The 14,609-nt window shown below is 59.7% G+C and carries 10 protein-coding genes; 3 read left to right on the top strand and 7 right to left on the bottom strand.

All coding sequences use genetic code 11. The features are described from left to right. Complete coding sequence (locus TM5383_RS12200; RefSeq protein WP_058319310.1) at positions 1-1,143, top strand: iron-containing alcohol dehydrogenase; 1,143 nt, start codon at positions 1-3, stop codon at positions 1,141-1,143. Between the two features lie 39 nt (positions 1,144-1,182). Here TM5383_RS12200 and TM5383_RS12195 read toward each other — a convergent pair whose 3' ends face one another. Then, positions 1,183-1,641, bottom strand: coding sequence for an Lrp/AsnC ligand binding domain-containing protein (locus TM5383_RS12195; protein WP_058319458.1), 459 nt, complete (start codon positions 1,639-1,641; stop codon positions 1,183-1,185). A 122-nt stretch (positions 1,642-1,763) separates the two neighbouring features. Between TM5383_RS12195 and putA the strand changes: the two genes are divergently transcribed. Further along, positions 1,764-5,243 (top strand): bifunctional proline dehydrogenase/L-glutamate gamma-semialdehyde dehydrogenase PutA, encoded by a 3,480-nt coding sequence (gene putA / locus TM5383_RS12190; protein WP_058319309.1) that lies wholly within the window; start codon positions 1,764-1,766, stop codon positions 5,241-5,243. A gap of 76 nt (positions 5,244-5,319) precedes the next feature. Here putA and TM5383_RS12185 read toward each other — a convergent pair whose 3' ends face one another. Continuing rightward, a complete protein-coding gene (locus TM5383_RS12185; protein ID WP_058319457.1) occupies positions 5,320-6,534 on the bottom strand; it encodes an aminotransferase-like domain-containing protein in 1,215 nt (404 codons plus the stop codon). Positions 6,535-6,702: 168 nt separating this feature from the next. Here TM5383_RS12185 and TM5383_RS12180 point away from each other — a divergent pair, with 168 nt between their 5' ends. Then, positions 6,703-8,874, top strand: coding sequence for an esterase-like activity of phytase family protein (locus TM5383_RS12180; RefSeq protein ID WP_058319308.1), 2,172 nt, complete (start codon positions 6,703-6,705; stop codon positions 8,872-8,874). Between the two features lie 153 nt (positions 8,875-9,027). Here the strand turns inward: TM5383_RS12180 and TM5383_RS12175 are convergent, their stop codons facing one another. The 5 genes from TM5383_RS12175 to TM5383_RS12155 form a co-directional block, all read right to left on the bottom strand. Beyond that, positions 9,028-9,498, bottom strand: a complete 471-nt coding sequence (locus tag TM5383_RS12175) for an Hsp20 family protein (RefSeq protein WP_058319307.1) — start codon at positions 9,496-9,498, stop codon at positions 9,028-9,030. A gap of 155 nt (positions 9,499-9,653) precedes the next feature. Then, entirely contained in the window at positions 9,654-10,484 is an 831-nt protein-coding gene (locus tag TM5383_RS12170; protein WP_058319306.1) for a trypsin-like serine peptidase, read from the bottom strand. A gap of 89 nt (positions 10,485-10,573) precedes the next feature. Further along, positions 10,574-11,899 carry a glycolate oxidase subunit GlcF gene (glcF, locus tag TM5383_RS12165; RefSeq protein WP_058319305.1) on the bottom strand — a complete coding sequence of 442 codons (1,326 nt, stop codon included), beginning with the start codon at positions 11,897-11,899 and terminating at the stop codon, positions 10,574-10,576. Positions 11,900-11,902: 3 nt separating this feature from the next. Continuing rightward, on the bottom strand, positions 11,903-13,024 hold the full coding sequence (locus tag TM5383_RS12160; RefSeq protein WP_058319304.1) for an FAD-binding protein: 1,122 nt from the start codon (positions 13,022-13,024) through the stop codon (positions 11,903-11,905). A gap of 35 nt (positions 13,025-13,059) precedes the next feature. Continuing rightward, positions 13,060-14,499 (bottom strand): FAD-linked oxidase C-terminal domain-containing protein, encoded by a 1,440-nt coding sequence (locus TM5383_RS12155; RefSeq protein ID WP_058319303.1) that lies wholly within the window; start codon positions 14,497-14,499, stop codon positions 13,060-13,062. Positions 14,500-14,609: the final 110 nt, after the last annotated feature.

Raw genomic sequence — 14,609 nt, 5'->3', positions numbered from 1 at the left:
ATGATCGCAAACTTCACCATCTCGACCCCGACCGCCATTCACTTTGGTACAGGCACTGCCGAACGGCTGCGTTCGGTACTACCGCAAGACGCCGCGTCTGTTTTGCTGGTGCGTGGATCATCTGGAACCCATGCGTTGCCAATGGCCGATCGCCTTGAACAAGAGGGCATCGCTGTTCAACAGATTGTCGTCCCAGCCGAACCGACCATACAGTCCGTCAACGCAGCCTTTGCACAGGCTGCACATAGCGTTCCGGATGCCATCATTGCCTGCGGTGGCGGATCGGTGCTGGACACGGCGAAAGCGCTCAGATTTTGCTTGGAACGTAACGAGGGGCTGCCTGACGATTTCGCCGTTGTTGATCAAACCACGCTACACGCGGCAGCGACCCTGCCCTTGATCGCGGTTCCGACGACAGCCGGAACCGGGGCAGAGGTCACGAGCAATGCTGTACTGGGCACCTCTTGCGCAAAGGTGAGCCTGCGCGGTCATTTTCTTTTCCCGTCTGTCGCTCTGGTTGATCCAGCTTTGATGAAATCCGCCCCAAAAACCGTTGCCATTGGCGCGGGGCTTGATGCCTTGACCCAAACCATCGAAGCCTACACATCCTGCCAAGCAACCCCCTACACCGACGCCATTACAGAACCCAACCTGCGCCGGGGCGCCCGCGCGCTGAGGGGAATTATCGAACGTGGGGATGACGCGGCATGGACGGAAATGTGCTGGGTCAGCCTGAGCAGCGGACTCGCGCTTGCCAATGGTGGACTTGGGGCAGCACATGGGATGGCATCTGTTCTGGGAGAGCGACACAATGCGCCGCACGGGCTGTTGTGTGGGCGCCTACTGGCACCGGTACTGACGCAGAATCGATCCATCGCAGACATCGGATCGCAGGCGTTCCGCAAAATTGAAAACAGTATCGAAGCATTGGCGGAAACCTTCCCAAGCGATTCCGACGAAGACGGACTGTCTGGGTTCACAAATTGGCTGGCCCAACACCGGGTCCCGCGCCTACGTGACTATGCCGAAGGCAAGCCCGCCTTTGACGAATTCGAAACTGCCGCTTCTGCGTCTTCTAGTCAGAAGAATGCTGTTCCGCTGGGGCAAGCGGACTTCAGGCAGATTTATCAGGCCGCGTATTAAGTCCAACAAACAAAAGCTCGGGGCGCCATAAGTGATACATCAGTCCTTTACGGACTGCATCGACACATGCGTTGACGTGCTGTCCACATGCGGCAGCGTCGATACGACGCGCCCCAGCACCTCACGGTAGTTCTGCATATCCTTGGTGCGCAATTTCAGCAGATAGTCAAACGCGCCTGCGATCATATGGCATTGCTCAATCTCTGGCGCAGTTTGCACTGCTTCGTTGAAATCATGCAGTGCATCTTCGGCAGTACGCTTCAGTTTGACCTCGACGAACACGACTTGATCCATGCCCAGCTTCATCGGGTCCAGCACCGCCTGAAAGCCACGTATGTACCCTTCGGCGATCAACCGTTTCATCCGCAACTGACAAGGCGTCTTGGACAAGCCAACCTTCTTGGACAATTCGGTCACCGGCATACGCCCATCCACAGCCAGCGCGCGCAGGATTTCCGTGTCATATCGGTCAAGATGACTATTTTGTTCGATTTTCATAATCAAATCACCCAATTTCGGACCCAAAATAAGTCCGTCATATACACATATAACTTCACTATAGACAGAAAGACCAAGGCTCATATGGTAAAATAGGCTCATCGACGCATCAGGGGACGCTCATGACCGCATTGCACACCATCCGCCAGAACCTTCGCCGCAACCACCTGCGTGATGAACACGCTGTGTTGGGTGACCTGACCACACATCATGCCCCCGGCGCAGCCGCCCGCGCTGTGATCAAGAACCGCGCAACCGCGCTGGTCTCCTCGATTCGCAATGACAGTGATCCGGGCCTGATGGAGGTGTTTCTGGCGGAATACGGTCTGTCCACCAACGAAGGCGTCGCCCTGATGTGTCTGGCCGAAGCGCTGCTGCGGGTGCCTGATGCGGAAACCATTGATGCCCTGATTGAGGATAAGATCGCCCCCTCCGCTTGGGGGCAGCACCTTGGGCAATCTTCCTCTTCGCTGGTCAACGCATCCACTTGGGCACTGATGCTGACGGGTAAGGTTTTGCAGGATGGCACTGGTATCACCGCCACGCTGAAGGGAGCGTTGAAACGGTTGGGCGAACCGGTGATCCGCGCCGCAGTCAGCCGGGCGATGAAGGAAATGGGCGCGCAATTCGTGCTGGGTCAAACAATTGAAGAAGCCGTCAAACGGGGCGCCGAACAGGAACGCGCGGGCTACACCTATTCCTACGACATGCTGGGCGAAGCGGCCCTGACCGCGCAGGATGCACAGAATTTCTTCGATGCCTACCGCGATGCCATCACTAAGCTGGCCAAGGAATGCCGGTCGCAGGACATCCGTGAAAACCCCGGCATCTCGATCAAGCTGTCGGCCCTACATCCGCGCTATGAGGTTGGGCAGACACAGCGTATCATGCAGGAACTGGTTCCCCTGACGCTGCAACTGGCGCAGCAGGCCAAGGCCGCAAACATGGGGCTGAACATCGATGCCGAAGAGGCGGACCGTCTGGACCTGTCGCTGGATGTGATCGAAGCGGTGCTGCGCGATCCGTCGCTTGCGGGCTGGGACGGGTTTGGCGTCGTGGTGCAGGCCTATGGCAAACGCGCCGGCGACGTTCTGGATTGGCTGCATTCCTTAGCGGCAGAGTTGGATCGTAAAATCATGGTCCGGCTGGTAAAGGGCGCCTACTGGGACACCGAGGTCAAGCGCGCACAGGTCGAAGGTTTGGCAGGCTTCCCTGTCTACACCCGCAAGGCGGCAACGGATGTGTCCTACATCTGCTGCGCGGGGAAACTGTTGCAGATGACCGATCGCATCTATCCGCAATTTGCCACCCACAACGCCCATACTGTTGCCGCCATTCTGGAACTGGCCACGGACACCAACGCCTTTGAATTTCAGCGCCTGCACGGCATGGGCGACAGCCTGCATGACATCGTGCTGAAGCAAAACGCCACCCGCTGCCGGATCTATGCCCCTGTGGGCGCGCACCGTGACCTCTTGGCCTATCTGGTGCGGCGTCTGCTAGAAAACGGCGCCAACTCCTCCTTTGTGAACCAGATCGTCGATGAGAGCGTTGCGCCTGATATCGTCGCCGCCGATCCGTTTGAGACACTGGAAAACACGCCCACCAATGCGGCGGTGAAACTGCCCTGCGACCTCTATGGCAAGGAACGGGTCAACTCGACCGGCTGGGACCTACATGATCTGGATGATCTGGACACCATCGAACAGGCCCGTGGGCCGTTCCGGTCCCATCAATGGGCGGTCGCCCCACTGATCGAGGGCACGGCGCAAAACACCGTCGCGCGCACGGTTCTGAACCCTGCGCGCCACGACGATGTGGTCGGCACGGTGGCCGAAGCGTCGGTAGAGGATGTGGAAACCGCCCTCTCCGCCGCGCGTCCATGGGACGCGGATGCGAACGCGCGCGCTGACACACTCAATCGCGCTGCAGACCTCTATGAACGTAATTTTGGCCAGCTGTTTGCAGTCCTGACCCGCGAAGCAGGCAAAACCCCGATGGATGCAATTGCCGAATTGCGCGAAGCGGTGGATTTTCTGCGCTACTACGCCGCCCGTGGACAGGAACTGTCGGCCCCCGCGCGGGGCGTATTCGCCTGTATTTCACCGTGGAACTTTCCACTGGCGATTTTCACCGGACAGATCGCGGCGGCGCTTGCTGCTGGCAACGGCGTCATTGCAAAACCGGCAGAACCGACGGCGATCACTGCCACCTTGGCAACCACATTGTTGCATGAGGCGGGCGTTCCACACGCCGCGCTGCAACTGCTGCCCGGTCGTGGATCTGTTGTTGGGGCCGCGCTGACATCTGATCCGCGTGTGAACGGCGTCTGCTTCACCGGATCGACCCAAACGGCGCAAACCATCAACCGCGCGATGACCACCGATATCGCGCCCGAGGCACCGCTGATCGCTGAAACAGGCGGCCTGAACGCGATGATCGTCGATTCAACCGCCCTACCGGAACAGGCGGTCAAGGACATCGTCGCCTCGGCCTTCCAATCCGCAGGCCAGCGCTGTTCGGCACTGCGTATCCTCTACGTCCAAGAGGACGTGGCAGAGCCGTTCCTGCAAATGCTCTATGGAGCGATGGATGAACTGGTCATCGGTGATCCATGGGATCTGCGCACAGACGTCGGGCCGGTGATCACGCCCGATGCACAACACGAGATCAGCGCCTATATCGCCGCCGCCCGCAATGAAGGCCGCGTGTTGAAGGAACTGGCGACGCCAGACGCAGGCACCTTCATCGCGCCAAGCGTGCTGCGCGTATCGGGTATCGCCGCGCTGGAGAAAGAAGTTTTTGGCCCCGTGATGCATGTCGCAACCTTCAAGGCGGCTGAGCTGGACACGGTCGTGGATGCGATCAACGCCAGCGGCTTTGGCCTGACCTTTGGCATGCACTCGCGCATTGATGACCGGATCGAACAGGTCACGTCGCGACTGAACGTGGGCAACATGTATATCAACCGCAACCAGATTGGCGCCATCGTGGGATCCCAGCCCTTTGGGGGCGAAGGGTTGTCCGGCACTGGGCCCAAAGCGGGTGGCCCAGCCTACGTAAAACGCTTTGCCCGTGCCGCGACGCGACAGGTCTTGGCCACGCCGGCCGCCACCTCGCAGATCGACCAGACCACTGTAGAGGCCGCGCTTGCCGCTGCGCCACATCCGGCCCGCACGACACTGTTGCAACAGGAATTGCCCGGCCCAACAGGGGAATCAAACATCCTGTCCACCTATGGCCGCGGCCTGTTCCTCTGCCTTGGACCAACACTGGAGGCTGCGCGCGCTCAGGCCGAAATTGCCCGCGCCCATGGCTGCACGGCCTTGGTCATCGCCGACGGGGCTGATGGCGTCGGCGAAGTTAACGGAACCCTGCCCCCCGCGATGCTGGAGCAATTGCAAGGGTTTGAGGGCGTCGTCAGTTGGGCGGAGGAGGCAACACTGCGCCAGCTTCGTACGGCGCTGGCCAAACGCACCGGTGCCCTGATCCCGCTGATGACCGAAGAGGACTTTGGCGATCGTTGCCATATGGAACGCCATATCTGCATCGACACCACTGCGGCAGGTGGCAACGCATCGCTGCTGGCAGATGCCAGCTGATCGCCGCATACCTAAATCAAAACGGTCCTAAATCAAAACGGCCCCGCGTGGCGTCTGGGGCCGTTTTCCAGTCCGTTTAACTCATCGCGGCGCGCAGCACGCGGCCAAGGCGCTTGATACCTTCATCAATCTGCGCCTGATTTGGGCTAGAGAAGTTGAGCCGCAGCGTGTTGCGCCCATCATCGTCGGGGTAAAACGCGCCACCGGGGACAAAGGCCACCTTTTCATCGCGCAGCGCCGCTGCCAACAGGTCCGCCCCATCCATCCCCTTGGGCAGGGTCATCCAGACGAACATCCCACCTTCGGGGCGCGTCCATTCCACCCCCTTTGGCATGTGCTGATCCAGCGCCGCCAGCATCCGATCCCGCCGCGCCTTGTAATGCGCGCACAGCAGGCGGGTGTGATCCTCAAACCCATCTGCCGCCACATGGGCCACCGCCATCTGGTTGAGCGTCGCAGTGTGCAGATCACCTGCCTGTTTCAGCAACACCAACTGATCAATCACCGGGCGCGCCGCGCAAACCCACCCGATGCGCAGTCCCGGCGACAGGGTTTTGGAAAACGACCCGCAATAGATCGTGCGGCACTGATCCAGATCACCCTTTTCAGTCAATTCCAGCGACAGGATCGGCGGGATCTCTTCGCCCTCATAGCGCAGGGACTGATAGGCGGCATCCTCAATCACCATACAGTCCAACGCCTCGGCCTGTGCCAGAACCTGCTGACGTTCCTGCAGCGACAGGGTGATGCCGGTGGGGTTGGCAAAATCGGGCGACAGGTAGCTAAACTTAACCTTGCCACCAGCCGCTGCTGCGTCCGCCTGCACATCGGCGGCAGCTCGGTTGCCCATCGGGTCCAGTCGATCAAACCGCGGCTCATAAGCGTTAAACGCCCCCAACGCGCCGAGGTATGTGGGCCAGCCCACCAGCGCGGTGTCGTTGGGCGACAGGAACAGTTTGCCTAGATAGTCCAGCGCCTGCTGCGACCCCGATGTGATCAGGATATTGTCCGCCCCACACGGCACGCCCAGTTGCGTCATCCGCTGCGCCAACCATTCCCGCAGCGGCGGATACCCTTCGGAAGTGGAGTATTGCAGCGACAGCCCCTGGTTCTGATCCGACAGCGCATCTGCCATCGCATCGCGGAACTTTTCCGCCGGAAACAGTGCCGGATCGGGGATGCCACCAGCAAAGGAAATCACGTCCGGCTGATCCAATAGTTTCAAAAGCTCACGAATCTCCGACGCTTTCATGCGCGAATTACGGGCGGCAAAGAACGAATCTATCTGCATCAGGGCGACCTCCATTTCATCGGACCATGTTCTGTACCTTTGGGTAAGTCAATATAGCTGACATAATTCGTGATCTTTCCAAAGCCTTCATCAAAGCGTCACTCGCCTGTCACACCCGCGCGGCAAGGCAGGGCCGTCCAACACATTGATACCCACGGGGAGAGACCCATGACCTTTCGCTCGATCTGCCTGACCTCGGCGATAGCCCTGCTGGCAGGCCACGCCGCCGCAGAGCAGAACTTCAACCGCATTGCCTCTTTCGCCACACCGCTGAACATGGCGGCCGGTGAGGACCGCGCGCGCGAAACCTCAGCCGAGATCATCGCCGCCACCGCCGATGGCATGACGCTGGCCTACACCGACAGCCCGCTGGGCGTGCTGGGCCTGATCGACATTCGTGATCCGAAGAACCCGCAGCCCTTGGGCAATATCGCACTGGATGGGGAACCCACCTCGGTCGCGATCATCGGTCAGACCGCATTTGTTGGTGTGAATACGTCCGAGAGCTACACCGCCCCCTCGGGCCACCTCTCGGTGATTGACCTGACCACCAAGGCCGAACTGGCCCGCTGTGACCTGGGCGGTCAGCCTGACAGCGTCGCGGTTGCCAAAGATGGTAGCTTTGCCGCGATTGCGATTGAGAATGAGCGAGATGAGGATCTGGGCGATGGCCGCACCGGCCAGCTGCCTGCAGGCTTCCTGTCACTGGTTGAGATCAAAGACGGTGTTGCCGATTGTGGCACCGTGCGCGCCGTAGACCTGACCGGTCTGGCCGCTGTTGACGGTCACGATCCTGAGCCCGAGTTCGTTGACATCAACACCAAAGGTGAGGTTGTCGTTTCGCTGCAGGAAAACAACCACATGGTCGTTGTGGGCCGTGATGGCAGCATCCTGAACCACTTCTCCGCCGGGGCGGTGGATCTGGATGGGATCGACACCAAGGACGAGCGCGGCGCGCTGTTGTTCACCGACTCTCTCAGCGCCGTTGTGCGTGAACCCGACGCGGTGAAATGGCTGGACGATGCTCACTTCGCCACCGCAAACGAAGGCGACATGGACGGTGGGTCGCGCGGCTGGACCCTGTTCAACAAAGACGGCAGCGTTGTCTATGAAAGCGGCGTCAGCTTTGAACACGCGCTGGTACAAATCGGCCACTACCCTGACAAGCGTTCGGACAGCAAAGGCGTAGAGCCGGAATCGATCGAAACCGCCACATTCGGCGGCACGCCGATGATCTTCGTCGGCTCTGAACGCGGATCGGCTGTGGGCGTTTATGACGTGACCAACCCAGCCACGCCTGAGCTGACCCAGATCCTGCCCTCGGGCGTTGGACCGGAAGGCTACGTTGCGATCCCCGAGCGCAACCTGCTGATTTCCGCCAACGAAAAGGACCTGATCGAAGACAACGGCCCACGCAGCCACGTGATGATCTACGAATATCAGGAAGCGCCCGCGCAATACCCGATGCTGACCTCCGCCGGCGCAGAGGAACTGATCGGCTGGGGAGCAATCTCTGGCATGGTGGCGGATGCGGACGGCATGATCTATGCGGTCAACGACAGCTTCTATGGCTTCCAGCCCTCGATCTTCAAAATTGATCCCAGCCAGACGCCTGCCCGCATCGTCGATGTAATCCGCGTACACCGCGCCAACGGTCAGCCCGCGCAAAAACTGGATCTGGAAGGTATTGCTTTGGACGGCAAAGGCGGTTTCTGGCTGGCGTCCGAAGGGCGCACCGACCGCGCCATCCCGCATGCGATCTACCACGTGAACAGCGATGGCCTGATCAAGAGCCACAAGCAAGAGTTTGGCCTGCCCGCCGAACTGATGGCCGTTGAAAAACGCTTCGGCTTTGAAGGTATCACCCGCATCGGTGACACCCTGTGGATGGCCGTGCAGCGTGAATGGAAAGATGATCCCAAAAACCACGTCAAACTGGTCGCTTACAACACCAAAACCAAGGAATGGGGCGCGGTCCACTATCCCAAGGCCGAGCCTGCCAAAGGCTGGGTTGGCCTGTCGGAAATCGTCGCGCATGGGAATTACGTCTACGTGATCGAACGCGACAACCAGATCGGCGCCGACGCTGTGACCAAGAAGATCTACCGCATCCCCGCCGCAGACATGGTACCTGCGCCGCTGGGCGGTGAACTGCCCGTGGTCAGCAAAGAAGAGGTGCGCGATCTACTGCCTGATCTGCAACAGCTGAACGGCTACGTGCAGGACAAAGTCGAAGGTCTGGCGATCCTGCCGAACGGTCAGGCGTTTGTGTCCACCGACAACGACGGTGTGGATGACCATTCGGGTGAAACGCTGTTCTTCTCCATCGGTCAGCTGTGATCTAGACGATACATAGAGCAAACGAAGGGCGCCCAAAACGGGCGCCCTTTTCTGTTGGAGGAATGGTCACACCAAAGCAAAAAGGCAGCGCCGAAACGCTGCCCTTTCGGCCGACTGGGACGCATCGGCTAGGGGAAGGGTATGGTCGCGGCGTTAGTTCACCGCTTTGGCGTCCAGCACATCCTTCTCCACCGCTTTGCCGGAGGAGATCGCGATGCGACGCGGTTTCAGTGCCTCAGGCACTTCGCGGGTCAGGTCGATGTGCAAGAGGCCGTCGACATGGCTGGCACCCGTGACACGCACATGATCGGCAAGGGTAAAGCGGCGTTCAAACGCGCGGGTGGCGATGCCACGGTGCAGGTATTGCGGGGTTTCGCCCTCAGCCTCACCTTTGCGGGCAGCGACGATCAAGGCGTTTTCCTTGACCTCAACGGTCAGGTCCGTCTCGGAAAAACCGGCGACAGCGATGGAAATGCGGTAGGCGTTATCGTCTGTCTTTTCGATGTTGTAAGGGGGGTAGCTGGGCTGCGGCGCGTCGTTTGTGAACACGCGGTCCATCATGTCAGCGATTTGGTCAAAACCAACGGATGCACGGTAAAGGGGTGCAAAATCAAAAGAGCGCATGGGGTATCCTCCATCTGAGCGAAACCAATATGTGGTGCCTTCCATTCTGGACAGGCGGTGGTCAGGACCCATCTTTGGCGTCCTGATGCATCAGATGTGGGGAGGGGGTTTCAGCGTTTCAAGACCCGATGTAAGCGCAAAATGCTGATCAGCAATCAGTCACCAACGGAAATGAACTTGGCACCGGTTCCCGCGCTGGTTTTCTGCGCAGCACTGTTGCCGCGTTTGACCACCGGACGGGCCACACCAACGCCGGATTTCAACTGCGCGCGTAGCAGTTCGATCGAAGCATCCAGCTGACTGCCCAGCGCGACCTTCTCTCCCTCGGCCTCAGCCTTGGCCGAGATGACCGAGACGATCCGCGGCACGCCGCCACTCATCGAAAAGACCGGTGCGCCGGAGGATCCGTAATCCACGTCACAGGTCAGTATGAACACGCCCTGCTGCTGGCCCTTTACCGCGCAGATGTCCTGCACCGATGGCGCCTCTGCCCGATCATGAGCGTAAGAGACAACGCCGACGCGGTCCCCTGCCCCCGCGTCGCGCATTACACGGTAGGGTTCGATGGATCCGTTGCGGATGGGATGGGCCAGTTGCAACAGTGCCAAATCATTGCGCACACGTTCAGCGGTGATCGGACCCTCAAACCGATAGGACGGGTGCATGACCACACGGCGCACCTGACGGTAGGCTTCGGCGCGGCCATTGCGCAGACCGGCCTGGAATTCGATGTCGGAGGTGTTGAAACGTGATCCATCTTTACTGTCGAACAGGCAATGCGCGGCGGTCAGCACCAGATCAGGTGCAATCAAGGCACCGGTGCAAAACCCGCGTCCTGCCAGATCCAGCCGCCCGACGGCTTCCCAACCCTTGCTTTGCTCACCCGTATCCAAACGGCGCAAGCGGCTGTCCTGTGCCGATGCGGACGGCGCAGTGAGCGGAAGGGAAATCACAAGACCAAGGGCCAGAACAATAAAACGCAGCATACAGAATCCTTTCGTCAGGCTCTGTCTAGTCGCTGCTTGGGGCAAAAATGGGGCGCCAAGACGCCCCATTTCAGACCGTATTCACGGACTTAACGCAGGATCGGCACCGCCGGTTCGCGGGCACCACGCTCCGCGTCCAGCGCTGGCGGTTTCGGGCCACCGTTGGCCCAATCCAGCAGTTCCACGGTGTGCACAATCGGCACCTCTGTGGCGGATCCGATCTGCATCATGCAGCCAATATTGCCCGCAGCGATGATATCAGGGTTCTTTGCTTCCAACGTCCGCACCTTGCGCTGTTTTAGCTGACCCGAGATTTCGGGCTGCATCAGGTTATAGGTCCCAGCCGAGCCACAGCACAGGTGACTGTCTGCTGGTTCCACCACGGTGAAGCCTGCCTTTTTCAGCAAGTCTTTGGGGTAGGTCTTGATCTTCTGACCGTGCTGCAACGAACAGGCGGCGTGATAGGCGATGGTCAATTCCTTGTCCTCACCTTCCGGCAGATCCAGCTTCATCAACACTTCGGACACATCCATCGCGATGGCGGACACCCGCGCCGCATCCGCTGCCAGCGGGTCGTTGCGGAACATATGGCCGTAGTCCTTCACCGTCGTGCCGCAGCCTGAGGTGTTGATCACAATCGCATCCAGACCTTCGCCATCCATTTCGCGGATCCACGATCGAATATTCTTGGCCGCCGCATCATGGCTGTTCTTGGTTTTGCCCATGTGGTGGGTCAACGCACCACAGCACCCCGCGCCTTCGGGGATCACAACGTCACAGCCCATGCGTTTCAGCAGACGGATGGTCGCATCGTTGATGTCTGTATTCAGCGCCTTTTGCGCACAGCCGGTCATCAGCGCCACACGCATCTTGCGCGGTTGTTCAGACGTAAAGGTCTGCGGGTCGTCATTGCGGCTGACCGGCGGGATGTGTTTCGGCGCCATTTCCAGCATTGCACGCAGACGCGCATCGGGCATCAAGCGGGCAAAGGGGCGGCCAATCTTGGCCCCCATCAGCGCCAGACGGAAGCGCATGGGATAGGGCAGGATCTGCGCCAACACCCAGCGCAACACGCGATCAGTGAATGGGCGTTTGTAGTTATTTTCGATATATTCCCGCGCATGATCGACGAGGTGCATATAATGCACCCCCGACGGACAGGTGGTCATACAGGCCAGACAGCTAAGGCAGCGGTCCACATGTTTCACCGTCTTTTCATCCGGCACACGCTCGTTTTCCAGCATATCCTTGATCTGGTAGATCCGGCCACGGGGACTGTCCAGTTCATCGCCTAGAACCTGATAGGTCGGGCAGGTCGCGGTACAGAACCCGCAGTGCACACAGGCCCGCAGGATTTCATTGGCCCGCTGGATGCCCGGATCTTTCAGCTGTTCTTCGGTAAATGTCGTCTGCATGTCTTACCCCATCAGCCCAGTGTTTAGGATCCCGCGCGGATCGTATTTCTGACGAATGCCCGCTGTCAGTGCGGCAATGGGCGCAGGTTCAGGCTGCAGCATGGCAATCTGCGCCTTCGTCTCGGCACTGGCCCGTACCAGCGTGGCGTGACCATCAATACCCGCCAGCAAGGACCGAATGTCCTGCCCCGGATCGGTCAAAGCCCAGACAAGGCCACCGCCCCAGTCATACATCACCCCACGGGCGTTCAGCGCAGCCGCCACGCGCGGGCCATCCGACGGTTTTACCGAAATCCGCCAGACATCGCCCTCTTGCGCGGCGAGGCCTTCGACATCACGAATCCATTTCCACCCTGCGGCCAAATTGACTGCATTGGTTTCCACACGCACGTCGCCAAACTTGCCCAGCTGCGCCTGCAACTGCTCAGTCCGGTAGGCGACAGATCCGGCGAACCCTTCGATGCGCACCATTGTCACAGGTGTGCCATCCACACCCACCGGCGCATGCGCGGCGCCAGTCACATCATAAGGCGATCCCAACGCGGCAGACATGGCCTGCACCGCCGTCGCATCATCCAGCCCGTCGATCAGCACGGTCGCCGCCGCCTCTGGCTGCGGCAGCACCTTGAAACTAACCTCACTCAGCACACCCAGCGTGCCGTAGGAGCCCGCCATCAGTTTCACCAGGTCATAGCCGGTCACGTTCTTCATCACGCGGCCGCCGTTTTTCAGCACCACGCCATTACCATCGACGAAGCGTACGCCCAGCATATAATCCCGACACGCGCCCGCCTGCACACGGCGCGGCCCCGAAATATTGGCCGCAGCCAGACCGCCAATGGTCGGCTCCCCTGTGGTCCCCAAAAGCGCACGGTGATCCATCGGTTCAAACGGCAAGCGTTGCCCTTCGGACGCCAACAGTGCCTCTACCTCAGCCACGGGCGTGCCCGCCTTCACCACCAACGTCAAAGCGCCGGGTTCATACAGTTCCACCCCCGACAATCCGCCGGTTTCCAGCACTGCGCCTGCAGGCGCCATGCTACGGCTGTTGCCGCCACGAATGGACAAGGGGCCATCGGCACCTTTGATGATCTCGGCCAGTTCGGCCTCTGTCTCAGGTCTCATATTTCCTGCTTTCATATCTCTGCACTGGGACGCGATCACTCTGCCGCGATGCGGCGAGTTTCGCTGGTCGCCAGCGGGAAAACCTTGGCGGGGTTCAGCAGCCACTTGGGGTCAAAGACGTCTTTGACCGCCATTTGTGCTTCCATGTCTTCGGGCGTGAATTGGTTGACCATCAGGTCACGCTTTTCGATCCCCACACCATGTTCGCCGGTCAGGCAGCCGCCCACCTCAACACAGAGGTTCAGGATATCCGCACCAAAGGCTTCGCATTTTTCGAGATCACCGGGTTTGTTCGCGTTGAACAGGATCAGCGGGTGCATGTTGCCGTCGCCGGCGTGGAACACGTTGCCAACACCCAGACCATATTCTGCGCTCATCTCACCAATGCGACGCAGGACGTAGGGCAGCTGGTTTACCGGAATGGTGCCATCCAGACACATGTAGTCATTGATCTGCCCCATCGCGCCAAAGGCCGATTTACGGCCCAGCCAGATACGGGCGCTTTCATCGGCGCTGGTGCTTTCGCGCAGTTCCACCGGATTGTGCGACCGGGCAATGGCAAGGATTTTGTCCAACTGTTCGGTGATTTCAGCATCGCTGCCCTCGACCTCAACAATCAGCAGCGCTTCGCAATCAGGGTAGCCTGCACCGGCAAAGGCCTCGGTCGCGCGAATACAAGGACGATCCATAAACTCGATCGCTACTGGCAGAACACCCGCCTTCATGATGTCGCTGACGCATTCGCCGGCCACCTCATTGCTGTCAAAACCCATCAGTACGGGGCGGGCGCCTTCGGGTTTGCGCAGGATACGCAGGGTCGCTTCTGTCACCACGCCCAGTTGCCCCTCAGATCCGCAGATCACGCCCAGCAGGTCCAGACCGCCTGCATCCAAATGGGCGCCGCCGATCTCAACCACGGTGCCATCCATCTGCACCATAGTGACACCCAAGAGGTTGTTGGTGGTGACACCGTATTTCAGGCAATGCGCCCCGCCGGAATTCATCGCAATGTTGCCCGAAATCGCACAGGCCAGCTGCGACGACGGGTCAGGCGCGTAGAAGAAATCCTCTTCCTCCACCGCGCCGGAAACGCTGAGGTTGGTGCGCCCGGTTTGCACGCGGATAAAACGGTTGTCGTAATCGGTTTCCAGCACCTCATTCATCCGCGCCACGCCAAGGATGACCGAATCCGCGGTGGGCAGCGATCCGCCTGCCAGCGATGTGCCGGCCCCGCGCGGCACTACGGGAACGCCCATGTCATGACAAATCTTCAGCACCGCTGCGACCTCTTCGGTGTTGCGCGGCAAGACGGCAGCGAGCGGCGGGCAGCGATATGCGGTCAGCGCATCGCATTCATAGGCGCGCGTCTCGGCCTCTTCATGAATGACAGCGTCAAGGGGCAGAACCCCTTGCAGTTTTTTGACCAATGTGGGCTTAATAGCCAACAGTTCTGGGTTGGGTTTCGGCATTTCCATGTGGCACCTCCCTGGAATTGGTAAACTTATATAACCAAAATTCCGGCGCGGCAATTCTTTTTACAGAACCGTGCAAGCCCCCTTGTGCCGCGTGGCGAAAAACAGGCACA

Origin of the sequence: Thalassovita mediterranea (genome assembly GCF_001458435.1) — a bacterium.
Lineage (GTDB): Bacteria > Pseudomonadota > Alphaproteobacteria > Rhodobacterales > Rhodobacteraceae > Thalassobius > Thalassobius mediterraneus.
This window is presented reverse-complemented; position numbering and strand designations above follow the sequence as displayed.